A 26,350-nucleotide genomic window follows, 5' to 3' on the forward strand; every position below is an offset into this window, starting at 1 on the left:
GGATTCACCCCGTCAACATGATCTTTCAAACAGCCGGGCGAGTTTAACCGGCCACCCTCCTCGCGACTCCAGACGGGCACGCCCATCGGCACTATTTCGTTACAAGACGTCCCAAGGGCGCTTGCTGCAAGGGCACGGGACGCGGTGCGACGGGCCCCGGAGGATCCGGTTGTGCCGGCTCACCCCGTGCCGGATCCTCCGGGCCCGCGCCCCCCGATCCCCCTGCATCCCCCGATTCCCCCGGCTCCCCCGTGGGCGCCGCCACCCGCGCCACGCCGCACGGCACCTCGGCCGTGGCGTAGGGCAGTTGGAGCACCCCGTCCCTGGTCCACATCCCCGCGCCCGCCAACCATCCGTACGGCGCGGCGAGATGGTCCACCTGCCGCCGGTCCGGCCGCCACAGGCCCACCCAGCTGCCCACGGGCCCGTCGATGCGCAGCGCCACCCCGCAGCTCTCCGGCAGCAGCACCTGCCCCGGCTGGATGGCGAAGGGCGTGACGGCACACTCGGGCAGCCGCAGACACTCCGGGAAACGCACCGGCAGGGTGCTGCCCAGCACGCCCCAGCCGAGCCGCTCCTCGCCCGGCGAGGGCGCGTCGGAGCGGATCAGCAGCAGACCGCTGTCCGGGTCGGCGAGCAGCAGCCGGTCGTCGCTGCCCTCGGCGATCTGCAACAGCGGCGAGACCTCTCCTGCCCGCTCCAGGTCGACCGCGACCGCCTTGGTCCGGCCGCCGGTCTCCCGGTCGAGGGCCAGCAGCCGCCCCGCCCGGTCCAGCCACACCCCGCCCGAGCAGCGGCCCGGGATCTCCGCCACGTGCTCAGGCCCGAAGGCGCCGCCCGCCACCAGCCACACCGTGCTGGAGCGCCGGCCCACGGCGAGGGCGTACGCCTTCTCCCCGCCCGGTACGGGCGGCAGCAGCCGCAGCCGGGCACCCTCCTCCGGGCACTCCACCGCGCCGAGCAGCAGCTCGCCCGTGCCCGGTCCGGTCGGGTACAGCAGCGAGAACAGGTGCCGTCCCTCCGCCCGCCGGCGGATGAGGACCCGCCCGTCGCCCATCGGCTGGACCTCGGTGCCGGGCTCCTCGGGCTGGTTGCCGGGCAGCGGCACGGCGTACGGCTCGGGGCCGTCCAGCGTCCAGCGCTCCGGGAACCAGGAGTCGCCGGCCGGCGCGAGGCGGGCGGCGTAGGCACCGTCCACGGTGATGGTGCAGCCGGATTGCGGGGCGCCGTCCTCGGGAGCAGCCTCGGGCTCGATCGCACACGCCGTCATGGTCTGGTCACCTCCGGCGACGAAGCTAGTTTTCGCACGCACACACGTGGGACCACGAGGCTCCTGCTTCACACATAAGGGTGGCGAGGGAACGATTCGCCTGAGGGAACGGGGGCGGGTGTGCTGAAGGGGGCCGGGGTGAGCGGCCGGGCACCGGTCCCGCTCCATCCGATCCCGGGCATCGGTTCAGCGGCGCAGATCAGCCAGGTAGCCTTTTGGCGTGCCCCGTCTGTCTGAAGTCATCGCCGCGCTGGAGAACCTGTGGCCCGCCGAGCGGGCCGAGTCCTGGGACGCGGTCGGCACCGTCGTGGGCGACCCCGACCAGGAGGTCAACCGGGTCCTGTTCGCGGTCGACCCCGTGCAGGAGATCGTCGACGAGGCGGTGAAGCTGGGTGCCGACCTGCTGGTCACCCACCACCCGCTCTACCTCCGCGGTACGACGACGGTCGCGGCGAGCCACTTCAAGGGCCGCGTCGTGCACACGCTGATCAAGAACGACATCGCGCTGCACGTCGCCCACACCAACGCGGACACGGCCGACCCCGGAGTCAGCGATGCGTTGGCCGGTGCGCTGGACCTCCGCGTCGTACGCCCCCTGGTGCCGGACCCGGCCGATCCGTCCGGCCGCCGCGGCCTCGGCCGTATCTGCGAGCTGGACCACCCGCTGCCGCTGCGCGAGTTCGCCGAGAAGGCCGCCGCCCGGCTGCCCGCCACCGCCCAGGGCATCCGCGTCGCCGGCGACCCCGAGGCGGTCGTCCGCACGGTCGCCGTCAGCGGCGGCTCCGGGGACAGCCTCTTCGACCAGGTACGCGCGGCCGGTGTCGACGCCTTCCTCACCGCCGACCTGCGCCACCATCCGGCCTCCGAGGCCGTGCTCCAAAGCCCCCTCGCGCTGCTCGACGCGGCGCACTGGGCCACCGAATGGCCCTGGTGCGAGCTGGCCGCCACCCAGCTCGACGAGATCTCCGACCGCCACGGATGGGACCTCAGGGTCCATGTCTCCAAGACGGTCACCGACCCCTGGACGGCCCACGCGGCCTCCCCCGATCCGACTGCAGGAGCCCCCAACTGAACGCCGCGCCCGCCGACCAGATCCGACTCCTCGACGTCCAGGCCCTCGACGTACGCCTGCAGCAGCTCGCGCACCGGCGCCGGTCCCTGCCCGAGCACGCCGAGATCGAGTCTCTCACCAAGGACCTCACCCAGCTGCGCGACCTGCTGGTGGCCGCCCAGACCGAGGAGAGCGACACCGCCCGCGAGCAGACCAAGGCCGAGCAGGACGTGGACCAGGTGCGCCAGCGCGCCGCCCGCGACCAGCAGCGCCTGGACTCCGGGGCCGTCACCTCCCCCAAGGACCTGGAGAACCTCCAGCGCGAGATCGCCTCCCTCGCCAAGCGGCAGAGCGACCTCGAGGACGTCGTCCTGGAGGTCATGGAGCGCATCGAGTCCGTGCAGGAGCGGGTCGCCGAGCTCACCGAGCGGGTCTCCTCCGTCCAGTCGAAGATCGACGACGCGACCGCGCGCCGTGACGCGGCCTTCGAGGAGATCGACGGCGAGGTGGCGACGGTGACCAAGGAGCGCGAGGTCATCGCCGGCGCCATCCCCGCCGACCTGCTCAAGCTCTACGACAAGCTGCGTGAGCAGCAGGGCGGCATCGGCGCGGCCAAGCTGTACCAGCGCACCTGTCAGGGCTGCCGCCAGGAGCTGTCCATCACCGACATCAACGACATCCGCGCGGCCGCCCCCGACACGGTGGTGCGCTGCGAGAACTGCCGTCGCATCCTGGTGCGCACGGCCGAGTCCGGTCTGTAAGGGGCGGGTGGCGTGCGGGAGTTCATCGTCGAGGCCGACGGCGGTTCTCGGGGCAACCCGGGACCCGCGGGCTACGGCTCCGTGGTGCTCGACGCGGCTACGGGGGAGACCCTGGCCGAGGTCGCCGAGTACATCGGCGTCGCGACCAACAACGTCGCCGAGTACCGGGGCCTGCTGGCGGGCCTGCGCGCCGCGCACGAACTGGACCCCTCGGCCAAGGTCCACGTCCGTATGGACTCCAAGCTGGTCATCGAGCAGATGTCGGGCCGCTGGAAGATCAAGCACCCGGACATGAAGCCGCTGGCGACGGTGGCGTCCCGCGTGTTCCCGCCGGAGCAGGTGACGTACGAGTGGATCCCGCGGGAGCAGAACAAGCACGCGGACCGGCTGGCGAACGAGGCGATGGACGCGGGCAAGCGCGGTGAACAGTGGTCGCCGGCGACCTCGACGGCGGAGCTGGACACGGCCGCCGCGAGGACCACGGTCGCTGAGCCGGCCCCCGCGGAGGTCCCGAAGGCCGAGGCCGATGTACGGGCCGCGACAGCCGTCGCCAGCCCCGGCTGGGCCCCCGCCGACCTGGGCGCGCCCGCGACCTTCGTGCTGCTGCGGCACGGTGAGACCCCGCTGACCCCGCAGAAGCGTTTCTCGGGCAGCGGCGGCACCGACCCCTCCCTGTCCGACGTCGGCCGGGAGCAGGCCGAGCGCGCCGGGGCCGCGCTGGCCCGGCGCGGCACGATCCAGGCGATCGTCGCGTCGCCCCTCGCCCGCACCCGCGAGACGGCCGGCATCGTCGCCTCCCACCTCGGCCTGGAGGTGAGCATCGACGACGGACTCATCGAGACCGACTTCGGCGCCTGGGAGGGCCTCACCTTCGCCGAGGTGCGCGAGCGCTACCCCGACGACCTGAACGCCTGGCTCGCCGACCCGCACGCCCAGCCCTCGGGCGGCGGCGAGAGCTTCGCGGCGACCGCGACCCGTATCGAGGCCACCCGGGACAAGCTGGTGGCGGCGTACGCGGGCCGCACGGTGCTCCTGGTCTCCCACGTCACGCCGATCAAGACGTTCGTACGCCTGGCGCTGGGCGCCCCGCCCGAGTCCCTGTTCCGCATGGAGCTGTCGGCGGCCGCACTGTCCGCGGTGGCCTACTACGCGGACGGCAACGCGAGCGTACGGCTCTTCAACGACACGTCCCACCTGCGCTGAGTCCCGCTGCCTGGCGGGCCAGGCCTTCGATCCGCCCCCAGTCGCGGGCCGCGAGGGCGTCCGCCGGGAGCATCCAAGTGCCGCCCACACAGCCGACGTTGGCCAGCGCCAGGTAGTCGGGGGCGTTGGCCGGCCCGATGCCCCCGGTCGGACAGAACCGAGCCTGCGGCAGCGGGCCGGCCAGCGACTTCAGATACGCGGTGCCGCCCGCAGCCTGCGCCGGGAAGAACTTCATCTCCCGCACCCCGCGCTCCAGCAGCGCCACCACCTCCGAGGTGGTGGACACCCCCGGCAGGAACGGCACCCCGGACACCTTCATGGCCTCCAGCAGTACGTCCGTCCAGCCCGGACTGACCAGGAACCGCGCCCCGGCAGCCACCGAGTCCTTCACCTGCTCCGGCGTGATCACGGTCCCGGCCCCGACCACCGCGTCCGGTACCGCTTCGGCGATCGCCCGGATGGCTTCCAGCGCGGCCGGCGTCCGCAGCGTCACCTCGATGGCGGGCAGACCGCCGGCCACCAGCGCCCGCGCCAGCGGAACGGCGTCGGCGGCGTCCTCCAGGACGACGACGGGCACGACGGGGGCAAGGTCGAGGAGCGATGAGGCGGCCATGGCGTCATCGTGCCCGCGGTATGCAGCATGCGCAAAGCTCATTGCGCATGCTGCAACGCGAGAGGGGGGTGGGTCAGCGGATCCTGGGGCGGGTCAGTGGATCTCGTCCACCAGCACGTCCAGCAGCCACGCCTTCCCGGCGCCCGTCGGAGGCTCCACCTCCACCACGTAACCGAGCTCGCGCAGCGTCTCCACCAGCTCCGCCGGGCCCTTGGGTGCCGCGCCCGACGCCAGCAGGCTCCGCACGATCCGTCCCTTGGTCGCCTTGTTGAAGTGGCTGACCACCTTGCGGGTGGGGGCGTGGAGCACCCGTACGCTCGCCGTCCGCCCGGCGACCTCGCCCTTCGGCTTCCAGGCGGCCGCGTACGCGGAGGACCGCAGGTCCAGCACCAGCCCGTCCCCGGCGGCCTCGGGCATCACCTCGGCCATCGGCGCACGCCAGTACGCGCCCAGCGCCCCGATCCCGGGCAGCTTCACGCCCATCGAGCAGCGGTAGGAGGGGATGCGGTCGTTGACGCGCACCGCACCCCACAGCCCGGAGAAGACGAGCAGGGAGCGGGTGGCGCGCTTCTTGGCGGCGGCGTCCAGGGAGGCCAGGTCGAGGGCGTCGTACAGCACCCCCGTGTAGATCTCCCCGGCGGGCCGCGCCCCGGCGGTGCGCAACGCGGCGTTCTTCGCGACCTCTCCGCGCAGCCCCTCGCTCAGCCCGAGCACCTCGCGCGCCTTCTCCTCGTCCCCGGCACACAGCTCGACCAGTTCGCCGAGTACGGCCTCACGGGCGGCAGCCAGCCCCGGGAGCGAGAGCGACTCCAGCTTCAGGGGGGCGCCACGGCCAAAGGACGCCTTGCCTTCGGAGGGAGGCAGCAGGACAAGCACGGGTGATCTCCTTCGGTTGAGCTCGGCCACAGCGTACGGCGTGCCACCCGGAGCCCCTCGTCCTACGGTGGCTGTATGCCCCGCCGCCCCATCCATGTGACCGGCGCCCCGGAGAGCCCGCTGTTGGCCGCGCTCGCCGCGCTGCGCGCCAAGTTCCACGTCCCCGCGGACTTCCCGCCCGAGGTGCTCGCGGCCGCCGAGCAGGCCGCGAAGGCGCCGGTGCTGCCGGAACACGACGCGACCGACATCCCCCTCTTCACCATTGACCCGCCCGGCTCCACGGATCTCGACCAGGCGATGCACCTGTCCCGGCAGGGCTCCGGCTACCGCGTCCACTACGCCATCGCCGACGTCGCCGCCTTCGTCGTACCCGGCGGGCCGGTGGACGAGGAGGCACACCGGCGGGTGACGACCCTGTACTTCCCGGACCTGCGCGTTCCGCTGCATCCGTTCGTGCTCAGCGAGGGTGCCGCGAGCCTGCTGCCCGACCAGACCCGCCCGGCCGCGCTGTGGACCGTCGACCTCGACGCGAACGGCCGTACCATCGCCGTCGACGTCCACCGCGCCCTGGTGCGCAGCCGGGCCAGGTACGACTACGAGGGCGTACAGGCGAAGATCGACGCCGGTACGGCCGAGGAGCCCCTGGCCCTCCTCAAGACGATCGGCCTGCTGCGCGAGCAGCTGGAGATCCGACGCGGCGGCATCTCGCTGCGTGTCCCCGAGCAGGAGATCACCGAACGGGACCACTCCTACGAGCTGAGCTACCGCGCCCCGCTGGCGGCGGAGGGCTGGAACGAGCAGATCTCCCTGCTCACCGGCATGGCCGCCGCCGAGCTGATGCTGGCGCACGGCACGGGCATCCTGCGCACCCAGGCGCCGACCACGGCCGGCAAGCTGGACGAACTGCGCCGTACCGCGCACGCCCTGCGCATCGAGTGGCCGCACCACATGTCGTACGCGCAGCTGGTGCGTTCCCTCGACCCGGGCGAACCGCGGCACGCGGCATTCCTCCAGGCGTGCACCGGCCTGATGACTCGCGCCGAGTACACCGTCTTCCAGGGCGGCCATGTGCCGCAGCACCCCGAGCACGCCGCCGTGGCAGCGCCGTACGCGCACTGCACGGCCCCGCTGCGCCGCCTCGCCGACCGGTACGCCACCGAGATCTGCCTCGCCGCCGTCGCCGGCCGGGAGCCACCCGGCTGGGTCCTCAGTGGGCTCGAAAGCGTGCGGCAGCGGATGGCCGCCGCCGGAGGCCGCGCGGGTGACCTCGAGCGCAAGTGCGTCGACCTCGTGGAGGCCGCCCTCCTCAAGGACCAGATCGGCAAGATCTTCGAGGGCGTCGTGGTCGAGCGGGAGCACCCGGGACACCACGGGATGGAACCCGGCATCGTGCAGCTGGCGTCCCCGGCGGTCATCGGCGACATCATGGAGACGACCCAGGAATCCCTCGGCGAGCGCCGCCCCTTGCGTCTCGAGCAGGCGGACATGGAGGTCCCGACGGTGAGCTTCGCGCTCGCCTGACGCACAGGTCCACGGTGTTCACCCCGCGACGGCGGGCACGCCGAACCACTGCTCCAACGCATCCGCCAGGGACGTGCTCGTGTCGGCGTCGGTGCCGTTCTCACGGTCGGCCGCCCAGGCCACGAACCCGTCCGGCCTGACCAGCAGCCCGGCCAGCTCCGGGCGGTCCGCGCAACCGGCCCTCACCACGGTCACCCGGTCGCCGAAGTCGTCGGCGAAGGCACGCAGCTTCGGGTCGTCGGCGAGGTCCAGCAGCAGACCGTGCCCGGTGTGCAGATGGTCGGCGAGGCGGGTGCCGTCGGAGAGTTCCAGGTCGGGGGTGCTGCGGCCGACGAGCGGGTGGTCGCCGGGCAGGTCGTAGCGCTGCCAGACACCGGAGATCTTCTTGGCGAAGAACGTCGTGCCGGTGACCGTCCGCGACAGCTCGGTGATCACCTCGCGCAGGGCGCGCGCATGCGAATCGGGCCGCATCAGGGCGATCTGGGCCCGCGTCCAGTCGAGCACCCAGGCGCCGATCGGATGCCGTTCGGCGGTGTACGAGTCGAGCAGCCCCTCCGGCGCCCGCCCCCGCACCACGGCCGCCAGCTTCCAGCCCAGGTTCATCGCGTCCCCGATGCCGAGGTTCAGCCCCTGCCCACCGAACGGCGAGTGCACATGCGCCGCATCGCCCGCGAGCAGCACCCGCCCCTTGCGATAGCTGCTCGCCTGACGGCAGTTGTCGGTGAACCGGGTCGCCGAGTGCACCTGGGTCACGGTGACGTCCACCCCGGTCACCCGCCGCAGGCTGCCCTCCAACTCCCGGGCGGTGATGGGGGATTGGCGGTCGGCCGGCGGCCCGTCGAACTCCACGGTGAGGATGCGCCCCGGTATCGGCCCGTGCGCGTACGTCCCCACGTCCGTCGTGTTCCAGCCGGTCTTGAGCCCTTCGGCGCCGGTCATCTCGACGAGCGCCTGATATCCGGTGATCTCCGGGTCCGTGCCGGGAAAGTCGAACCCGGCCAGCTTGCGCACCCTGCTGCGCCCGCCGTCGCAGCCGACGAGCCAGTCGGCGCGGATCTCCTCCGTCGCGCCCGTCCCGGCATCGACCACGTCGACGACCACCTCGTCGTCGTACATCTCGAACCCGGTCAGCTCGACCCCGCGACGCACCTCCACCCCGAGCTCCTCCGCCCGCCCGGCGAGGATCCGCTCCAGCGTGGCCTGCGGGACGAAGCCGACCCGCTCGGCGGGACCCGATCCTGCGAAGTCGGGATCGCTCTCGTCCAGCAGCTCGCCGTGCAGCCAGATCCCGGCGAAGTGCCCGGCGAACCTGGGCGGCGGCGGAGCGTCCTCGTCCTCGCCCCGCGCCCGGCGGAACATCCGGAAGCCGCGCATCGCCTCCTCCTGTACCGCGGCCAGCGCGGGCAGTAACCCCCGCCGGTACAGGGCCTCGGCGGAGGGCAGATTGATCGCCCCCGCCTTGATCGTCTCGTCCACCTCGGCCAGCCGCTCCACGACCAGCACCCGCGCCCCGCCGAGCCGCAGTTCACAGCCGAGCAGCAGGCCTACGGGCCCGGCGCCGGCCACCACGACGTCGTACATCGTCTTCGTGCTCATGGGGTTGTTCATGAGGTTGTCCATGAGCCTGAGTGTAGTCACTAAAACTTTTTGTTCGCTATAATTTTTTGCATGCCAGTTGAAGACGAACGCACGAGTGCGGACCTGCCGGACCTGCCGCTGCGCGAACGCAAGAAGAGGGAGACCCGGCAGCGGATCTCCGACGTCGCGACGGGACTGTTCCAGGAGCGCGGCTTCGACGCGGTGACCGTGGCGGAGGTCGCCCGGGCCGCGGACGTGTCCGCCATGACCGTCTTCAACTACTTTCCGCGCAAGGAGGACCTCTACCTCGACCGGATCCCCGAGGCCGCCGCGACCTTCGCCGGCGCCGTCCGCGACCGCCGCCCTGACGAGACCCCGCTGGCCGCCCTGCGCCGCCTGGCGCTGGAACTCCTCGACCAGGGCCACCCGCTGGCCGGGGTCAACGACCGCTTCCCCTCCTTCTGGCGGGTCGTCATGGAGTCGCCCAGCCTGCGGGCCCGCGCCCGCGAAGGCCTGGAGGAGGTGGAGACGGCCCTGGCCGAGGCGCTGGCGGAAGCATCCGTCGCCGACCCGCACCTGCTCGCGGCCCTGACCGTCGCCGCCTACCGCTCGGTCTACGTCACCACCGCCCGCCGCCTGCTCGCCGGGGAGCCGGCGGCCGAGCTGATCGCGGACCACCGGGCGCGCATCGAGGCGGTCTTCGACGTACTGGAGCGGATGGATCCATAGCGCCCCGTGCGGTGCGGGGGCCGGGGGCATGGAACAGGCCAGGAGTTTGTTGCACCCCGTACGACGACGGAGACGTAGACCGACCGATGGGGGCGCACGGTGAGCGAGCAGGCACTGTGGACCCGCGCGCGCCTCGGCCGCTGCGGCCCGCCCCTCGACCTGCTGACGGCCCGCTTCCAGCGACACGTCTACGCCCCGCACGCGCACGCCGAATACACCATCGGCGTCTGCGTCGGCGGCTCCGAGGTCATCGACTACCGCGGCGGCCACATCCGCACAGGGCCCGGCTCGATCATCGTCCTCGACCCCGGCGAGATGCACACCGGCGGCCCCGACACCACCACCGACGGCTACGCCTACCGCGCCCTGTACGCCGACCCCGCCCTCCTCACCGACGGCACCCTCGGCGGCCTCCCGCACTTCCGCGAACCCGTGATCGACGACCCCGAACTGGTCACCGCCCTCCGCCTCGCCCACACCGAACTCAGCGTCTGCCCGGACCCGTTGGAGGCAGAGTCGCGCCTCCCGTGGCTGCTGACGGCCCTGGCCCGCCGCCACTCCACGGCCCGCTCGGCGCCGGACGCGGTGCCGGGCGCGGACCGCATCGCTCTCGTGGTCCGCGACCGCCTGGCCGACGAACTCCTGGACCCCCCGTCCCTGGCCGACCTCGCGGCCGATTTGGATTTGTCCCGCTACCAACTCCTCCGAGCCTTCCGTACGACGATGGGGATACCGCCGTACGCCTGGCTGGCCCAGCACCGGGTGAGCCAGGCGCGCGGGCTGCTGGAGTCGGGCCTGCGCCCGGCCGAGGTGGCCACCCTGGTCGGCTTCGCGGACCAGGCCCACCTGACGCGCTGGTTCCGCCGCGTGCTGGGGGTGACCCCGGCGGCGTACCGCAACAGCGTTCAAGACGCCAGATAGCTCGTGGGCCGATTCTGTCCGCATGACTGCACGCGGCTGGTTCCTGTTCTCCCTGATGGGAGTGGTCTGGGGCATCCCCTACCTGATGATCAAGGTGGCGGTGGACGCCCCCCTGTCCCCATCGATGGTGGTCTTCACGCGCTGCGCACTCGGCGCGCTCCTCCTGCTCCCCTTCGCGATACGACAGGGCGGCCTGATCCGCACGGTCCGCACCCACTGGCTGCCGATGCTGGCCTTCGCGTGCATAGAGATCATCGGCCCCTGGTTCACGCTCACCGACGCGGAACGGCACCTGTCGAGCTCCATGGCGGGCCTGCTGATCGCGGGCGTGCCGATCGTGGGTGTGGCCCTGGCCCGCTTCTTCGGCGACACGGAGCGCCTGGGCGTACGGCGGATGACGGGCCTCGGACTGGGCCTGGCGGGCGTAGCCGTCCTGACCGTCCCCCACCTGACCGGCGGCGACGCCTGCTCCCTCGGGGAAGTCATGCTGACGGTGCTGGGCTACGCGACGGCACCGCTGATCGCGGCACGCCGGCTGAAGGACGTCCCGACCTTGCAACTGACGGCCCCGTGCCTGGCACTGGCGGCGCTGGTCTACGCAACACCGGCGGCGGCGACCTGGCCGTCATCCCTCCCATCGGCCTCGGTCCTGACGGCCCTGATCGGCCTGGGAGCGATCTGCACGGCACTCGCTTTCGTGGCCTTCCTGGAACTGATCAAGGAGGTGGGCCCGACCCGCGCGACGGTGTTCACGTACGTCAATCCGGCGGTAGCGGTAGCAGCGGGAGCGCTCCTGCTGGACGAGCCCTTCACCGTCGGCATCGGGATCGCCTTCACCCTGATCCTGGCGGGCTCGGTCCTGGCGACGGCGACTGGTCCGACTCGTCCGGCCCGCCCGGTAACATGGTCGACACGGCAGACGAGCCGGGCGGACGGCCGCGTGGAGTCCCCTTGAGGGGCTCCCCGAGGAACGTCCGGGCTCCACAGGGCAGGGTGGTGGCTAACGGCCACCCGGGGTGACCCGCGGGACAGTGCCACAGAAAACAAACCGCCGGGGACCTCGGTCCTCGGTAAGGGTGAAACGGCGGTGTAAGAGACCACCAGTGCCCAGGGTGACCTGGGCAGCTAGGTAAACCCCACCCGGAGCAAGGTCAAAAGGAGCGCCGTAAAAAGCGCTCTGCGGGGACGTTCGAGGGCTGCCCGCCCGAGCCCCCGGGTAGACCGCACGAGGCCGGTGGCAACACCGGTCCTAGATGGATGGCCGTCTCCCCGGCCGCCGCGAGGCGGCCGGGTGACAGAACCCGGCGTATAGCCCGACTCGTCTGCCGCTGGGGTTCTGGGCGATCCGGTGCGGCGGCTGACAGTCTTTCCCAACCTGGCGACCTGGAGTGTCCGCATGCGGCGGGAGTCGCTGTCCCTGCCGTCCGCTGACGCCGAACTCGTACGCACGGAGCTTGAACCGCCGCTCCAGCTGTACGGCGAGACGGTGAGGGATACCGCTGGGACCGCCCGGCGGTCCGAGTGTCACCACGCGCTGCGAGGCCCTGACTTCGGACGCTACGGTGGGCGTGAAACCTGAGTCCGGTGGGGGGACCCATGTCATTCCAGACGCCCATCACGATCGCCAGTGCGCTGGAGAAGATCCATCGTCGCGAGTACGTGTTGCCGGCGATTCAGCGTGAGTTCGTCTGGTCGCGCGACAAGATCACACGGTTGTACGACAGTCTGATGCGGGGATACCCCATCGGCTCGTTCCTCATGTGGCAGGTCCACGAGGGCAATTCCGGTCGTTTCGCCTTCTACGACTTCATGCGCGACTACCACGAGCGCGACAACGCCCACTGCACGCCGACCGGCCCGCTGGGCAGCCGGGCCATCACGGCGATCCTGGACGGTCAGCAGCGACTGACGGCGCTCAACATCGGTCTGTGCGGGTCGTTCACCGCGAAGCTGCCGCGTATGTGGGCGAACAACCCGCTCGCGTACCCGAAGAAGCACCTCTACCTGAACCTGCTGCACCGCGGCCAGGACGACGACCTGGGGGTCGAGTACGACTTCCGGTTCCTCACCCAAGAAGAAGCCGAGGCCGGCACCGAGAGCGGCGACGCCCAGTGGTACCGCGTTCAGGACATGCGCGAGGTACGCACTGTCGGGGACGTCATTCGCACGCTTCAGCAGCATGGGGTCGCGGACAACGCCACCGCCGCTGATGTGCTCACCAGGCTCCACGAGGTCGTCCACGTCACCCCGACGGTGAACTTCTTTCTCGAGGAAGCGCAGGAGCTGGACAAGGTCCTCAACATCTTCATCCGGGTCAACTCGGGAGGCGCCGTCCTCTCCTACTCCGACCTCCTTCTCTCGGTGGCCACTGCCCAGTGGATCGAGCACGATGCACGCGAGACCATCCACAGGCTCGTCGACGAACTCAACGGGATCGGGCAGGGCTTCGCCTTCGGTAAGGACCTGGTCCTCAAGACCGGACTGGTGCTGCTGGGGAAGGGCGACATCCGCTTCAAGGTGGACAACTTCGACCGCGACACCATGACCAATCTGGAGAAGCACTGGACCGAGATCGAGAACGCGTTGCGTCTCGGGGTGGCCCTGCTCGCCGACTTCGGGTTCTCCGGTGTCACCCTCACGGCCAACAGCGCAGTCATTCCTCTGGCTTACTACCTCCACCACCGAGGCCTCGGGGACAACTACCGCACCTCGGATGCGTTCAGGGACGACCGTGCGGCGATCCGCCGCTGGCTTCAGCGCTCACTGATGAAGTCCGGTGTGTGGGGCAGCGGCCTGGACCGGCTGCTCACCGGTCTGCGTACGACCCTGGAGAAGGAGGGCGGACAGGGCTGGCCGACGGAGGCCGTCGAACGTGAGATGGCCCGCCAGGGCAAGTCGCTCCGCTTCGACCAGAGCGAGATCGACGACCTGCTGGACCTCAAGTACGGATCGAAGCGGCTTTTCCCGATGCTCGCGATGTTGTACCCGGGCGTCGACACCAGGGACCACTTCCACGAGGATCACATCTTCCCGCGCAGCCTGCTGCGGTCACGGACCAAGCTGCGGGCGGCCGGTCTCTCCGAGGAGGCGCTGTCGCTTGTCGAGGACCGCGTGGACAGAGCGGCGAACCTGCAACTGCTGAGAGGGCCCGAGAACATCGCGAAGCAGGCCGCCCTGCCGGCTGCCTGGCTGCGGAAGCATTTCGACTCGGATGCCGCGCGCGAGAGCTGGTTGAGGGAGTACGACGCCACCGGCCTGCCCGAGGAGGTGGCCGGATTCCCGGAGTTCTACGAGGCCCGCCGTGCGCGTATGCGTCAGCGCCTCGCGAGTCACCTGGAGGTGCATGCCGGCGCGGACCAGCAGACGGCCGACGTCGCGCCAGAGGCTCCTCAATCCGTGCCGGACGACGAGCCCGATCCGGGCAACGAGGGCCTGTAGCCCAGGAAAGAGAGCAGCCTGACGTGGTCAACGAAAAGGACCTGCGGAGCAAGGCCCTGAGAACTGAATCCCGGGTGCGGGGAATGATGCTCGGGCTGGCCATCGGTGACACTCTGGGAACGGTTCGGGGCAAGCTGCCGGCGAGCGGTCCGCTGCGTGCCGGCGTCAGTACACAACTGGCCTGCTTCACCGCCGAGGGCATCATTCGCGCCATGGTGCGCGGAAACCATAAGGGGATCTGCCATCCGCCGGGGGTCGTCCTGCACGCCTACGGCCGGTGGGCGGCTCTGCAGGGCATCGAAGTGGAACGGATGCGGCGCCGCTGGGCTTCGTTCAAGGACGAACAGGAGTGGCCGGACGGCTGGCTCGCGGGCGTGCCCGTACTGGCCGAGCGGCGGGGCAGCGCCCCGGCGACTGTGACGGCCCTGTCCCGGATCGAGGGCAACCACGAGCCGACGGCCACCACAAGCCGCGGCTGTCACGCGCTGACCCGATCTCTCCCCGTCGCGGTGGCCGGACTGGACTGGGCCGAGCAAGCCGGCGAGTTTGCCGCTCTCACCCATGGCGACCAGGCCGCACAGTCCGCTGCCGCCCAGGCAGCCGTGCTTGTCCATCACTGCCTCACCAACTCACCGCCGGAGCACGACCACAGGGGTGTCTCGGAGCGTCCCGCGCGGGACGCGATAGAGGCGGGCATCGCGGCGATTCAGTCCATCCGCCGGCAGACGACCGGCGACGAGCACGAGCGCCTCCTTACGACCTTCCGGGAGGCCGTCCACCGGCCCGCGGACGCGGCGCGGCTCGCACGACTTGCACCGGACCCGACCGCGCCCTCCGCCCTGCTCGGCGGCCTCTACACAGCGGCAGCGTTCCCCGGTCGTGCCCAGGTCAGGGCCGCGTTGGAGTTCGCCGCGGGCGCACCGGACGGTGACTCTGTCGCCTGCGTCACGGGAGCGCTGCTCGGTGCTGTACACGGTGTTGAGGCATTGCCCATGGACCTGGTAAGCCGCCATGAACTGGCCTGGGTCCTCGACGCTTTGGCCCGCGACATGCTGAGCGAGATCATCGACTCACCCAGCGGGAGCGAGTACGTCCAAGGCTGGGACCCGTACTGGTGGGATCGCTACCCCGGTTGGTGATCCCACGCAGGCCTGGCCGTCGAGACGCTCACTTACGACAACAGCACCGGCAGCACCGACCCTGTCAGGCGCACCCTCACCTTCCCGGACTCCCGGCAGACCGCCTCGCGTGCCCGGGACGGTGGGTTCGACCCGCTGCTCGCCCACCGCGTCCGGACGAAGCGCAGCGAGGCGATCCAGCGGGTCGGCTGCACGTCTTTGATCTTCCGTCTTCGCCGTCCCGGTCCGCCAGGATCTGCGTCGCCTCCTGCCTTGACCACTTCGCGTCCTTGACGTCACCCACGGCGATCAGCTCAGTGCGGTCACATAGGCTTCGACGGCCTCACGCGCTCCATCGGAGGATGCCGCTTTTGAGAAAGGCCCCTGCAGCCCGGACATATCCGCGCCACAGACGCGGGTGAGCCGGGGCCGGCGGGATGTGTGCTTCTGCCGTCGGCCCTGCCGATTCGTCCATGTCTCCGTCGTGCAGCCTTTGGGCGGCGAGCGTGCCCCTCAGGAGAGGTGTGCGGCTGCGGTCTTGTACGAGGTGGCCTGTGCTGGTGTCAGGTAGTGCGAGACGCGGATGAGGACCGTGCCGTGGACGTAGTCGTACTCGGTGAGTGCGGGCATCGACTTGGTGACGGCCTGGATGTACTTGGCGCGGGCTGTCGCGTCGGCCGGACTGCCGAACACCTCGATGGCGCCGCCGCGTTCGACGTCGCCCTTTTCCGTACCGGTCACGTCGGCCGCCTTGATCCTGCTGTCCGTGAAGGTGACCTTCGACGTGTACTGGTTCGGCCGGCCGAGGAGGTGGTTCGGGTCGTTCTCGGCCGTGACCGTGCCGGACAGCTTCGCGGAACTGACCTTGCCCGAGATGGAAGCAAACGCGGTGCTGGCGGTGAGCGGCTTACTCGCGGTGGCGCTGGGTTTCTGCGACGAGCTTGAGTCGCTGCTGGACGTGCCGTTGCTGCATGCGGTGAGTCCCGTGAGGAGGGCGGTGGCGAGCGCGGCGGCGGCGAGGGTTTTGTTCATGCGGGCGATCATGGACGCCCGGCGCGTGAGGGGTGGGCGGCGTGGCGCAATTTTGACGGACTGTTCGGATTGAACGAGCGCCAGTTCCCAGGTGCGGGTGAGTAGCACGTCCCGTGTCTACGGGTTCGGCAAGCTCGTGCATGGCGGGTCGTTCACGGCCAGTCTGAAGCCATCCCACCCAGCGGTTCGGCTGCTAGGCCGAACTGGCGACCCCTGGACCATTCTTGAGGTGGCCGGTCAGGTTCTGAAGTGCCGCCCACGCTTCGGCAGCGCGTCCAGGACGACGATGCTGGGGGGCGCCGTCCGGGAGCACCGCGGCGAGCTGGCGCAGTGCGGTGTCCCAGTCGGCGACCGTCGTGACGCCGGTGAGGAGGGCCGTGTCCGGCAATGAGAAGTGCCGTTTCGCGGTGAGGAAGCGGGCCCGTTCCCAGTGCGTGTCCTCGCCTCGGGTGGCCTGGTGGGTGATGTACGGCATCTGTGCCGGCTCACAGAAGAAGTCCACGAGGCGTGACTGCTGACCCGGGACCGCCCCCTAATCCCGTCGCAAAAGCGTCCCCACCGCCCCCTCCAGATACCCCGGAAACCCCTCCGGCGACGGCAGCACCGACGGCACCGCATGCCCCAACTGGCTGTGCCCCAAATAGAAGCTGTACGCCATCAACCCCCGCTCCCGTGCCTCGGCCTCCCCGAAGCCCAGCTCGGCGAAGAGTCCCGTCAGGTAGTCGATCCGGCGTTCCGTCACCTGTCGCAGTGCGGCCGCGACCTGTGGGTGGTCGGTGCTGGCCAGGAGTGAGAGTTCCAGGGGGTCGGCTGTGCCCGGCTTGGTGACCCGGTGGAACAGGGCGCGCAGTCGCAGGCCCGGATCCGGTTCCTTTTCCACCGTCGCGATGATCTCGTCCGTGTTCGACTCGACCCAGCGGGCGAGGGCCGCCTCGATCAGGGCCTCGCGGTTGGTGAAGTGCCAGTAGAAGCTGCCTTTTGTGGTGCCCAGGCGGGTGGCGAGCGGTTCGATTGCTACCGCTGCCAGGCCGCCGCCCTCCCGGATGGCGGTCAGGGCCGCGTCCGCCCAGTCGCGCGCGGTGAGCCTGGGCTTCCTGGGCTGCTGCTGCCGTTGTGCCATCTCCATACGCTACCGTATGGTTTCCATACGCCAGCGTATGGAGGTGCGCGATGCGCAAGGACAGGCCTGTGGCGGTGGGGTTTCCCGAGAGTGCTCGGTTGATCAGGGCGGCTCTGGCCGCGCCCGACTATCAGGACGCGTACGCCATGGCACTGTGGCCCGGGATGCCGCGTGATCCCGCAGCCTGGACGGGCATCCTGCGTGACGCCTTCCCGGTCGTCGGGCGGGAAGGTGACGAGGTGCTCATGGAGGTCAGCGCGGGCGGGCTCGATGCCTGGGCGTCCATCGTCGTCGATGCCGAGAACGTCGTGCTGTGCAGCTCCGTGAAGACCAACGGCGCGCGGTCCAGGCTGTATTGGGGTGTGGTGAAGAGGGTGCATCCCTTCATGGCCCGGCTCATGATGGTCCGCACCCATCGCCGGCTTGCCCTCGCCGCCCGGAACGACGTCACCTAGGCGGCCGCGCAGAACATCATTTCGGCAGCCGACCCGCCACGTACTCCTCCCGGAGCGTGTTCTTGCGGATCTTCCCGGAGCCGGTCAGGGGGAAGTCCTCGACGAAGACCCACGTGCGCGGCGTCTTGTGCGGGGCCAGGTGGGCGCGTACGTGGTCGAAGAGCTCCTTCTCCATCACCGTCTCACCCACCGTCTCCTCACTCACCGTCTCGCCCACCGTCTCGCCCACCGTCTCGCCCGTCGTGTGATCCGGGGTGAGGCGGATGAAGGCCGCGACCCGTTCGCCCCAGACCGGGTCGGGGACGCCCACCACCGCGGCCTCGGCGACCGCGGGGTGTTCGGCCAGGACCTGTTCGATCTCGCACGGGTAGATGTTCTCGCCGCCGCGGATGATCATGTCCTTCAGGCGGCCTTCGATACGGCAGTAGCCGCGCTCGTCCATCGAGGCGAGGTCTCCCGTGTGCAGCCAGCCGTCGGCGTCGATGGCGGCGGCCGTCGCGTCCGCGGCGTCGAGGTAGCCCGTCATGACGTGGTAGCCGCGGGTGCAGAGTTCGCCGGTGGTCCCGGGTGGGACGACCGTTCCTGACGCGTCCACGATCTTCACCTCGGACAGGGGGAGGGGCTTGCCCACCGTGTGGGCGCGGTCATCGGGGGTGTCGTCGAGGCGGGTGATCGTGATGCCCGGGGACGCCTCGGTCTGGGCGTAGATGATGGCCATCGGGACGCCGAAGACCTGCTCGATCCGGCGGACCAGCTCGGGTGGGACCGAGGCGCCGCCGGACAGCACGAACCGTAGGGACGAGAGGTCGGTGCGGGGGAGTGCCGGGTGTTCGAGCATGGCGATCAGCATCGTCGGCACGCCTCCCAGCATCACGCAGCTTTCGGACTCGGCGAGTTCGAGCATCAGGCCCGGCTCGAAGTGCGGGGGCAGGACATGGGTGCCCAGGCTGATGACCGAGGCGAGGGTGGCCAGTACGCAGCCCGCCGTGTGGAACAGCGGCATCGGGTTGAGTACCGCCTCGCCCGGCCGCAGCCCGAAGGTGCGGACGTAGGCCAGGCGCGCGTTGTTGGTGATGCCGCGGTGGTGCAGGACCACGCCCTTCGGGATGCCGGTCGTGCCCGAGGTGTACTGGATCTGCGCCGGTGACGAGGCGTCGACCTCGGGTAGCGCGCGGTCGGGGGACGCCTCGGAGCAGAATTCCGCCCAGTCCTCGAACAGCACGCTCGTGTGCAGGTCGGGGAGGTCGGCGCGGATGTCGGCCAGGGTGCGGGCCATCGGGTTGCCGCGGTACTCGCGCAGGAGGAAGACGCCGGCCGCGCGGGAATGGCCGAGCACGTGGCGCAACTCCGCTTCGCGGAGGGCCGGGTTGACCGTGACCAGCGTGATGTCCGCGAGGGCGGCGGCGAGTTCGAGGATCACCCACTCCGGGATGTTGTTCGCCCACACCGCCACACGATCGCCCGGCGAGAAACGGCCGAGCAGGGCCCGCGCCGCGCGCTCGGACTCGTCGAGCAGTTCGGCGTACGTCCATCGGCGGCGCTCGGTGGGATCCGGCACACCCTCGACCAGGGCGACCGTCTCCGGTGCCAGCCGGGCGGCGCGGCGCAGCAGTGATCCGACGGTCTCGTCCAGGAGTTCCTCGCCGGACTCGCCCGCCCAGTACGACGTTGCCCCCATGTCAGCCCCCGGAATGCTGTGTGCCGTGCGTGTCGGATACGGCGTCAGTATCCGGAGCGGGGCCGGCGGTACGCCACCCCCCTGTCCAATTCCCTTACAGCACAGTCCAGTTGTCTCCCTCCGCCTAGGCGGACGGCCCGAGGGAGCGTTCGGTGACCTTCGCCAGATGCCGGGTGAACACCTCCCGGGTGTCCGGCGTCAGCGTGCGCAGGGCCACCAGAGCGGTGATGACGACATCGCAGAGCTCGCCCTGGACGTCCTCCCAGGTGTGGGTGATCCCCTTGCGCGGGTTCTGGCCGGTCGCGCCGATCACCGCCTCCGCGACCTCGCCGACCTCCTCCGACAGTTTGAGCATGCGCAGGAGCAGGCCCTCCTGCCCGCCGTGCGGACGGTTCGCGTCGAGCCAGGTCCACAGGTCGTCGATGGCCGTCCAGACGTCGGGGGAGGTCGGAGAGGTGGGGGAAATCGGGGTCTCGGGAAGCGGAGGCTGATCAGTCATAGGCCCAGCCTGCCCGCCCGTATCACTCCCTGAACAGCGCCTCTTCCTCAGCGAACAGCGCCTCCTGCTCGTCCGGCTCCTTCTTGTCCCGCAGCCGCTTGTTGCGCGCGCCCACCACCAGCGCCGTGGCCGCCGCCGTCACGCCGAGTGCGGTCGGGACCATCCAGCCGCGGTCGAAGACATGGCCGAGCGCGTGGTCGAGGGAGAGACGGCCGGGGCCGGCGACCGCGAGGCCGGTGGCGGCCAGGGCGAGGGTCGCCGCGTACTCGTAGCCGCCCTCCGCGTTGAAGAAGCCGTTCGGGGCGTGCACCGCGGACGCCCCGGCCATCGCGCCGGCCGCCGCCGCGCCCGCCGCCGGGGTCGCCAGGCCCAGCGCCAGCAGGGTGCCGCCGCCTGCCTCCGCGAGTCCCGCCGCGGTCGCGCTCGCCTTGCCCGGCGCGTAGCCGACCGACTCCATGAACTGGCCGGTCCCCTCGATGCCGTGTCCGCCGAACCAGCCGAACAGCTTCTGCGCGCCGTGCGCCGCCAACACTCCGCCGGTACCCAGCCGGAGCAGCAGCAGGCCCAGATCACGCCGGTCGTAAGAGCTCATGTTTTCTCCCGGGACAGACAACAGCGACAGACAACAGCGACAGACAACAGCGACAGACAACAGCGACAGACAACTGCGACAGACAACAGGGACAGACAACAGGGACAGAGGGACGGGCAACGCGTTCGGCAAACCGGGACACTCCCCTCCGCGTGTCCACCGTCCCACTCCTCACACCTCCCTGACCCCTCCGCGCAGCCGTTCGGGTGGCGGGTCCCGGCGGGCGGTGTGACTCTGCTGGCATGACGATTCAGCCAGCCAAACTCAGCGACCCGGCCGTCCGCGCCTTCGTCACCGCCGTCAACGCCCACGACCGGGACGCCTTCCTGGCCCTCCTCACGGAGGACGCGACCATGGCGGACGACGGCTCCGACCGGGACCTCAGCGAGTGGATCGACCGGGAGATCTTCTCCTCCAACGGTCACCTGGACGTCGACAACGAGTCCCAGGGCGGCCGCGCCCTCCTCGCCCACTACCGCAACGACGCCTGGGGCGAGATGCGCACCCGCTGGAACTTCACCATCGAGGACGACGGCAGGATCTCCCGCTTCGAGACCGGCCAGGCATAAGTCCCACTCGGCTGGGGCCCGGTTCGCGCTTGAGACAGATGCCAAACATCCCGTTCCCCGAAGGTTCTTGGCGCCCGCTGTGGGCGATGCCACAAGCTGGGGAGAAACCTTTGAGCCGGACTGAGTAAAAGATGCGTCAGGGCTGAGAAAGTCGGATGCCTGGTCAGAATTCCGTAAGACAGGCAATTCCTATGCCGTAGACGGTGTACTGCCAGGAAACTGCTGTTGGGTGGGTGTTACGGTCCCCGGGTGCATGGTTCTTCTCCCCTCTCCCGGCGTGCCGCTCTCGGCCTTGCCGCAGCCGCCGTTCCGCTTGCCTCGGCGACTCCCGCATCCGCTACCGGCACCGTCGTCGGCGGTGAGCGACTCGCCCGTAAGGGAATTCAGGTGAGCGGCGCCACAGGTCTGCCCGGGAAACTCACCGCGAGCGCCTGGATCGTCGCCGACTGCGAGAGCGGAGAGGTGCTCGCCTCGTTCGCCGCGCACCGGCGCCTGCCGCCCGCGTCCACGCTGAAGATGCTGTTCGCCGACACCGTCCTGAAGAAGTTCCACCGGAGCGAGCGGTACAAGGTGACCGACGCCGATCTGGCCGACATCCCGGCCGGCTCCAGTCTGGTCGGGGTCAAGCCCGGGATCACGTACACCGTCGAGCAGCTGTGGCAGGGCGTCTTCCTGCGCTCCGGCAACGACGCGGTGCATGTGCTCGCCCATATGAACGGGGGAGTGGCGAAGACGGTCGCCGAGATGCAGGCCAAGGCCGCGGACCTGCAGGCCCTGGACACCCATGTGGTCAGCCCCGACGGCTTCGACCACAAGGGCCAGGTCTCCTCCGCCTACGACCTCACGCTCTTCGCCCGGCACGGACTGAAGAACGCCGACTTCCGCGAGTACTGCCACACCAAGATCGCGGACTTCCCGGCGGGCGGCAGGAAGACCTTCCAGATCCAGAACACCGACCGTCTGCTCACGGGTGCGTGGGGCCTGAAGACGTACGACGGACTGATCGGCGTCAAGAACGGCTACACCAGCCATGCCGGCAACACCTTCACCGGTGCCGCCACCCGCGGCGGCCGGACCCTGCTGGCCACCGTGATGCACCCCAAGAGCGGCTCCAACGCCGTCTACGAGGAGACCGCCGCCCTGCTCGACTGGGGCTTCACGCACGGCGGTTCGGCCGAACCGGTGGGCACGCTGGTCGAGCCGCTCAGCGAGGGCGGGGCGAGGGCGACGCCCACCCGGAAGACGGCCCAGGCGGCGGCCGGCGCCCCGGGCACCGGGTCCGGGGAGCCCTCGGCCTGGCGGCTGCTGGAGGGCGCGGGCGGCACGATCGCCCTGCTGGGGGGCGGCATCTGGGCGCTGCGCAGACGCGGCAAGGGCGCCGGCAGACACGCCAACTGACGGACGCGGCAGCCGACTCACCTACGAGGCGGCCGACTGACGTTCGCGGCAGCCGTTCCACGCACCGGTGCGTACCTCGCGGTCCCACGCGAGATCCACCCCCACCCGATGCGATGGAACGGCTGCCGCCTCCCCCCTCGGTGTGGACTACGGAACTGCTCTCCCCCAAGTGTGAAGCTCTTGTGGAGGAGATTTGAGCATAAGTCCACGACCGGCTGCAATGGTCCGGACGCACTAATTCCGCTTGTGCAAGTTGACGATTCGAGCATCCGTGGGCGTGGTCAGCCACGGCCCACGTACGGCATCGCGGTCGCCAGAACCGTCGCGAACTGCACGTTCGCCTCCAGCGGCAGCTCGGCCATGTGCCGCACCGTGCGCGCCACATCGGCGACGTCCATCACCGGCTCGGGCGCGATCTCGCCGTTGGCCTGCAGTGCGCCGGTCTGCATCCGCGCGGTCATGTCGGTGGCCGCGTTGCCGATGTCGATCTGCCCGACCGCGATGTTGTACGGCCGCCCGTCCAGCGAGAGCGCCTTGGTGAGGCCGGTCAGCGCGTGCTTGGTCGCGGTGTAGGCGACGGAGTGCGGCCGAGGCGTATGGGCGGAAATCGAGCCGTTGTTGATGATCCGTCCGCCCCGCGGGTCCTGCGCCTTCATCTGCCGGTACGCCGCCTGCGCGCACAGGAACGCCCCGTTGAGGTTGGTGTCCACCACATGCCGCCAGGCCTCGTACTCCAGTTCCTCGACCGGCACCCCACCGGGACCGAACGTCCCCGCGTTGTTGAACAGCAGGTCCACCCGCCCGAACCGCTCGACGGCGGCGGCGAACAGCGCCGCCACGTCGTCCGGCTGCGAGACGTCGGTCCGTACGGCGAGACAGGCGCCGCCGGGTACCAGGGCCGCCGTCTCCTCCAGCGTCCCGGGGCGCCGCCCCGCCAGCGCCACCGACCAGCCCGCACGCAGCAGCTCCACGGCGACCGCCCGCCCGATGCCGGAGCCGGCACCGGTCACCACCGCGATCCTCGACTGCCCGCTGGTCCCCTGCTTCTCAGTCTCCATGGCATTCATGGGCCCGCAGCGTAGGCGAGGGTCCGGCATACGGGACGAGACCGTCCGCCATCCGGGTCCGGGCGGCCCGACGCGCGCGTGACATTCGGCACTGTGTGCGAGCTGAGACCATAGGGGCGCAGCACTCGGAGAGGGAGGGGCACATGCCCGAGCAGGGGCCGTCGACGCCGCACGTGCCGACACCGCGCATACAGCAGACGGCCGGACCGGAAGCGGAACCGGCCGTCGCCCGCACCGTTCCCCGTACCGGCCTGCTCGTCACCCTGATCCTCGGCGGCCTCACCGCGACGCCCCCGCTGGCGATGGACATGTACCTCCCCTCGCTCCCGGAGGTCACGAACTCCCTGCACGCCCCCGCGGCCACCGTCCAGCTCACCCTCACCGCCTGCCTGCTCGGCATGGCGCTCGGCCAGCTGGTGGTCGGCCCGATGAGCGACCGGTGGGGCCGGCGGCGACCCCTGCTGATCGGCCTGGTCGCCTACGTCGTCTCGACCGTCCTGTGCGCGCTCGCGCCGACCGTCGAACTGCTGGTCGCGTTCCGGCTGGCGCAGGGGCTGGCGGGCGCGGCGGGGATCGTCATCGCGCGCGCCGTGGTCCGCGACCTGTACGACGGCGTGGCGATGGCCCGCTTCTTCTCCACCCTCATGCTGATCGGCGGGGTCGCCCCGATCGTCGCGCCACTGATCGGCGGCCAGATCCTGCGGGTGACGGACTGGCGGGGCGTGTTCGTGGTGCTCACGGTCGTCGGGACGGTGCTGACCGCGGCCGTATGGGCGAAGCTGCCCGAGACCCTCCCTACGGCCGAGCGGCACAGCGGGGGAGTCGGCGAGGCCCTGCACTCGATGCGCCGCCTCCTCGCCGACCTGCCCTTCACCGGGTTCATGCTCGCGGGCGGTTTCGCGTTCGCGGCACTCTTCGCCTACATATCGGCCTCGCCCTACGTGATCCAGGAGATCTACGGCGCCTCCCCGCAGACGTTCAGCCTGCTGTTCGGGCTGAACTCGGTCGGGCTGGTGGCCGTGGGTCAGATCAACGGAAAGCTGCTGGTCGGAAGGGTCCGACTGGACCGGGCGCTGGGCGCGGGCCTGCTTGTCGTCATCGCTGCCGCGACCGCCCTCCTGCTGATGTCCACCGGGGCCTTCGGCAGGGTCGGCCTGGCGCCCGTCGCCGCGGCCCTCTTCGTCCTGATGTCCGCGATGGGGGTGACCCTGCCCAACGCCCAGGCCCTCGCCCTGATGCGCACCAAGCACGCGGCCGGCTCGGCGTCCGCGCTGCTCGGCACCTCCTCGTTCCTCATCGGCGCGGTCGCCTCCCCGCTGGTCGGGATCGCCGGAGAGCGCACCGCCGTCCCGATGGCCGTCGTCCAACTGGCCGCGGCGCTGGTGGCACTGGGCTGCTTCGTGGGAATGTGCCGACGCCACAGCGGATCTCACGACTCAGGTCGTACCAGCGTGGAAGGAGCGGGGAGCTGAGCGCACCGAGACTGCGCAGGGACAGCCCCGAGCGGGCCGGACTCGACCCCGGCGAACTCCGCCACCTCGTCCAGGAGGTCCACGACCTCACCACCGGGGACCGCCCCTGGGCCGCGGGCACCGTCGTCGTGGCCGGGCGCGGTCCGGTGATCGCCGTCGAGGCGGCGGCGGGGTGGGCCGTCAGATACTCGGCCTACGACCCCGACACCGACCGCGGCGTCGAACTTCCGCCCTCGGACCGGGTCCCGATGACCGTCGACACACCCGTCGACCTGGCCTCCCTCACCAAGCTGTTCACCGCGGTCGCCGCCGTGCAGCAGATCGAGCGGGGCACGCTCGGGATCGATGCGCGGGTCGGGGCGTACCTGCCCGAGTTCCGGGCGGCCGTGCGGCACGGCATCACCGTGCGGGAGCTGCTCACGCACACCTCCGGGCTGCGCCCCGAACTCCCGCTGTACGACTGCGCCGACGACACGGAGCGGCTGGAGCGGCTGCGGGCGGAGGTGCCGATCGGGGTGCCCGGCACGTACACGTACTCCGACCTCAACTTTCTGCTGCTCCAGTTCGTTCTGGAACGGGTTTCCGGGCGGACCCTGGACGTCCTGATCCATGACGGGATCACCCGTCCGCTGGGGATGCTGTCGACGGACTTCGGGCCCTGTCCGGGGGCGGCGGCGACGGAGGATCAGCGGCGGCCGTGGGCGAAGGTCGACCGCGGGATGGTGCGCGGTGTCGTCCACGACGAGAACGCCTGGGCGCTGGGGGGCATCGCGGGCCATGCGGGGTTGTTCTCGACGGCGCGTGACCTGGCCGTGTTCTGCCGGACGCTGCTCGCCGGGGGTTCGTACGGGCCTGCCCGCATCCTGGGCACGGACTTCGTGGAGCTGCTGCTGACCCCACCGGGGCTCGGCTTCGCCGTCGACCAGGCGTGGTTCATGGGGGAGCTGGCGGGGCGGGGGGCGGCTGGGCATACGGGGTTCACGGGGACGTCGGTGGTGCTGGATCCGGCGACGGACACGTTCCTGGTGCTGCTGGCGAATGCGGTGCATCCGCGGCGGCGGGTGCCCGACAGCCGCCCCAGAGCCGCGGCGGCGACGCGTCTGGCGAGGGCGGTGTACCGCAGCCCGTCCAGGACATGATCTTTTCGCCCCGCCGCCCCTTCCCATTCCCGTCCCCGGGGGCTGCCGCCCCCAGACCCCCGCTTCGGCCTGAACGGCCTCGTCCTCAAACGCCGGACGGGCCGAAAAGATCAAAGCCCGGCCGGCGAAAGATCAGCTCCTCCGCCAAAATCCAGCCCCTCCGGCGTTTGAGGAGCGGGGGTCCGGGGGCCGGCCCCCCGGTCGGGACGGGTAGGGGCGGCGGGGGCGAACCAAGTTAACCAGCGCGCCG

The 26,350-nt window shown here is 70.7% G+C and carries 24 protein-coding genes, 1 other RNA gene and 1 pseudogene; 15 read left to right on the forward strand and 11 right to left on the reverse strand.

Features of this window, described 5'->3' with window-relative positions; translation table 11 throughout:
- Positions 1-91: 91 nt before the first annotated feature.
- Positions 92-1,270: a hypothetical protein gene (locus ACWC1K_RS40395; protein ID WP_450838082.1), complete on the reverse strand. Its 1,179-nt coding sequence runs from the start codon at positions 1,268-1,270 to the stop codon at positions 92-94.
- A gap of 220 nt (positions 1,271-1,490) precedes the next feature.
- Here ACWC1K_RS40395 and ACWC1K_RS40400 point away from each other — a divergent pair, with 220 nt between their 5' ends.
- From ACWC1K_RS40400 to ACWC1K_RS40410, 3 genes are read left to right on the forward strand one after another with little or no spacing between them, the layout of a single operon-like run.
- Positions 1,491-2,342, forward strand: a complete 852-nt coding sequence (locus ACWC1K_RS40400; protein ID WP_450838084.1) for a Nif3-like dinuclear metal center hexameric protein — start codon at positions 1,491-1,493, stop codon at positions 2,340-2,342.
- On the forward strand, positions 2,339-3,082 hold the full coding sequence (locus tag ACWC1K_RS40405) for a zinc ribbon domain-containing protein (protein WP_450838118.1): 744 nt from the start codon (positions 2,339-2,341) through the stop codon (positions 3,080-3,082). The genes ACWC1K_RS40400 and ACWC1K_RS40405 overlap by 4 nt, the downstream gene beginning before the upstream one ends.
- Before the next feature lie 12 nt (positions 3,083-3,094).
- Positions 3,095-4,285: a bifunctional RNase H/acid phosphatase gene (locus ACWC1K_RS40410; protein WP_450838086.1), complete on the forward strand. Its 1,191-nt coding sequence runs from the start codon at positions 3,095-3,097 to the stop codon at positions 4,283-4,285.
- Here the strand turns inward: ACWC1K_RS40410 and eda are convergent.
- Both eda and yaaA read right to left on the reverse strand, forming a co-directional pair.
- On the reverse strand, positions 4,260-4,898 hold the full coding sequence (gene eda, locus ACWC1K_RS40415) for a bifunctional 4-hydroxy-2-oxoglutarate aldolase/2-dehydro-3-deoxy-phosphogluconate aldolase (protein ID WP_450838087.1): 639 nt from the start codon (positions 4,896-4,898) through the stop codon (positions 4,260-4,262). The two genes, ACWC1K_RS40410 and eda, sit on opposite strands and share 26 nt — an antisense overlap.
- 93 nt (positions 4,899-4,991) lie before the next feature.
- Entirely contained in the window at positions 4,992-5,774 is a 783-nt protein-coding gene (gene yaaA / locus ACWC1K_RS40420) for a peroxide stress protein YaaA (protein ID WP_450838089.1), read from the reverse strand.
- A 75-nt stretch (positions 5,775-5,849) separates the two neighbouring features.
- Between yaaA and ACWC1K_RS40425 the strand changes: the two genes are divergently transcribed.
- A complete protein-coding gene (locus ACWC1K_RS40425; RefSeq protein ID WP_450838090.1) occupies positions 5,850-7,295 on the forward strand; it encodes an RNB domain-containing ribonuclease in 1,446 nt (481 codons plus the stop codon).
- An 18-nt stretch (positions 7,296-7,313) separates the two neighbouring features.
- On the opposite strand, the gene ACWC1K_RS40430 is transcribed toward ACWC1K_RS40425, so the two are convergent.
- Positions 7,314-8,915: an FAD-dependent monooxygenase gene (locus ACWC1K_RS40430; RefSeq protein WP_450838091.1), complete on the reverse strand. Its 1,602-nt coding sequence runs from the start codon at positions 8,913-8,915 to the stop codon at positions 7,314-7,316.
- Positions 8,916-8,963: 48 nt separating this feature from the next.
- Between ACWC1K_RS40430 and ACWC1K_RS40435 the strand changes: the two genes are divergently transcribed.
- The 6 genes and pseudogenes from ACWC1K_RS40435 (at position 8,964) to ACWC1K_RS40460 (ending at position 15,100) form a co-directional block, all read left to right on the forward strand.
- Complete coding sequence (locus ACWC1K_RS40435; protein WP_450838093.1) at positions 8,964-9,602, forward strand: TetR/AcrR family transcriptional regulator; 639 nt, start codon at positions 8,964-8,966, stop codon at positions 9,600-9,602.
- Positions 9,603-9,701: 99 nt separating this feature from the next.
- Positions 9,702-10,523: an AraC family transcriptional regulator gene (locus ACWC1K_RS40440; RefSeq protein WP_450838095.1), complete on the forward strand. Its 822-nt coding sequence runs from the start codon at positions 9,702-9,704 to the stop codon at positions 10,521-10,523.
- A gap of 85 nt (positions 10,524-10,608) precedes the next feature.
- Positions 10,609-11,328 (forward strand): annotated as a pseudogene (locus tag ACWC1K_RS40445) (DMT family transporter); the annotation flags it as partial.
- 115 nt (positions 11,329-11,443) lie between these two features.
- Positions 11,444-11,848: RNase P RNA component class A (gene rnpB, locus ACWC1K_RS40450), an RNA gene on the forward strand.
- A 271-nt stretch (positions 11,849-12,119) separates the two neighbouring features.
- Positions 12,120-13,961, forward strand: coding sequence for a DUF262 domain-containing protein (locus ACWC1K_RS40455; RefSeq protein WP_450838096.1), 1,842 nt, complete (start codon positions 12,120-12,122; stop codon positions 13,959-13,961).
- A gap of 23 nt (positions 13,962-13,984) precedes the next feature.
- Positions 13,985-15,100, forward strand: a complete 1,116-nt coding sequence (locus tag ACWC1K_RS40460; protein ID WP_450838098.1) for an ADP-ribosylglycohydrolase family protein — start codon at positions 13,985-13,987, stop codon at positions 15,098-15,100.
- A 492-nt stretch (positions 15,101-15,592) separates the two neighbouring features.
- Here ACWC1K_RS40460 and ACWC1K_RS40465 read toward each other — a convergent pair whose 3' ends face one another.
- The 3 genes from ACWC1K_RS40465 to ACWC1K_RS40475 all read right to left on the reverse strand — a co-directional run bounded on the left by ACWC1K_RS40465 (position 15,593) and on the right by ACWC1K_RS40475 (position 17,231).
- Positions 15,593-16,111, reverse strand: coding sequence for a hypothetical protein (locus ACWC1K_RS40465; protein ID WP_450838099.1), 519 nt, complete (start codon positions 16,109-16,111; stop codon positions 15,593-15,595).
- 193 nt (positions 16,112-16,304) lie between these two features.
- Positions 16,305-16,613 carry a hypothetical protein gene (locus ACWC1K_RS40470; protein ID WP_450838100.1) on the reverse strand — a complete coding sequence of 103 codons (309 nt, stop codon included), beginning with the start codon at positions 16,611-16,613 and terminating at the stop codon, positions 16,305-16,307.
- Positions 16,614-16,643: 30 nt separating this feature from the next.
- Positions 16,644-17,231: a TetR/AcrR family transcriptional regulator gene (locus ACWC1K_RS40475; protein ID WP_450838101.1), complete on the reverse strand. Its 588-nt coding sequence runs from the start codon at positions 17,229-17,231 to the stop codon at positions 16,644-16,646.
- A gap of 50 nt (positions 17,232-17,281) precedes the next feature.
- Between ACWC1K_RS40475 and ACWC1K_RS40480 the strand changes: the two genes are divergently transcribed.
- Positions 17,282-17,686, forward strand: coding sequence for a hypothetical protein (locus tag ACWC1K_RS40480; protein WP_450838103.1), 405 nt, complete (start codon positions 17,282-17,284; stop codon positions 17,684-17,686).
- A gap of 16 nt (positions 17,687-17,702) precedes the next feature.
- On the opposite strand, the gene ACWC1K_RS40485 is transcribed toward ACWC1K_RS40480, so the two are convergent.
- The 3 genes from ACWC1K_RS40485 to ACWC1K_RS40495 all read right to left on the reverse strand — a co-directional run bounded on the left by ACWC1K_RS40485 (position 17,703) and on the right by ACWC1K_RS40495 (position 20,455).
- Complete coding sequence (locus tag ACWC1K_RS40485; protein ID WP_450838104.1) at positions 17,703-19,364, reverse strand: AMP-binding protein; 1,662 nt, start codon at positions 19,362-19,364, stop codon at positions 17,703-17,705.
- Between the two features lie 124 nt (positions 19,365-19,488).
- On the reverse strand, positions 19,489-19,863 hold the full coding sequence (locus ACWC1K_RS40490; protein WP_450838105.1) for a MazG-like family protein: 375 nt from the start codon (positions 19,861-19,863) through the stop codon (positions 19,489-19,491).
- 22 nt (positions 19,864-19,885) lie between these two features.
- Positions 19,886-20,455, reverse strand: coding sequence for a DoxX family membrane protein (locus ACWC1K_RS40495; protein ID WP_450838107.1), 570 nt, complete (start codon positions 20,453-20,455; stop codon positions 19,886-19,888).
- A 242-nt stretch (positions 20,456-20,697) separates the two neighbouring features.
- On the opposite strand from ACWC1K_RS40495, the gene ACWC1K_RS40500 reads away from it, so the two are divergent.
- Together ACWC1K_RS40500 and ACWC1K_RS40505 are read left to right on the forward strand one after the other, a co-directional pair.
- Positions 20,698-21,024: a nuclear transport factor 2 family protein gene (locus ACWC1K_RS40500; RefSeq protein WP_450838109.1), complete on the forward strand. Its 327-nt coding sequence runs from the start codon at positions 20,698-20,700 to the stop codon at positions 21,022-21,024.
- A 225-nt stretch (positions 21,025-21,249) separates the two neighbouring features.
- Complete coding sequence (locus ACWC1K_RS40505; RefSeq protein WP_450838110.1) at positions 21,250-22,422, forward strand: D-alanyl-D-alanine carboxypeptidase family protein; 1,173 nt, start codon at positions 21,250-21,252, stop codon at positions 22,420-22,422.
- Between the two features lie 281 nt (positions 22,423-22,703).
- On the opposite strand, the gene ACWC1K_RS40510 is transcribed toward ACWC1K_RS40505, so the two are convergent.
- Positions 22,704-23,480, reverse strand: a complete 777-nt coding sequence (locus ACWC1K_RS40510) for an SDR family oxidoreductase (RefSeq protein ID WP_450838112.1) — start codon at positions 23,478-23,480, stop codon at positions 22,704-22,706.
- Between the two features lie 152 nt (positions 23,481-23,632).
- On the opposite strand from ACWC1K_RS40510, the gene ACWC1K_RS40515 reads away from it, so the two are divergent.
- On the forward strand, positions 23,633-24,961 hold the full coding sequence (locus ACWC1K_RS40515) for a multidrug effflux MFS transporter (protein WP_450838113.1): 1,329 nt from the start codon (positions 23,633-23,635) through the stop codon (positions 24,959-24,961).
- Positions 24,898-26,100, forward strand: coding sequence for a serine hydrolase domain-containing protein (locus ACWC1K_RS40520; RefSeq protein ID WP_450838114.1), 1,203 nt, complete (start codon positions 24,898-24,900; stop codon positions 26,098-26,100). The genes ACWC1K_RS40515 and ACWC1K_RS40520 overlap by 64 nt, the downstream gene beginning before the upstream one ends.
- Positions 26,101-26,350 lie beyond the last annotated feature (250 nt).

The sequence above is a fragment of the Streptomyces sp. NPDC001492 genome (genome assembly GCF_053597275.1).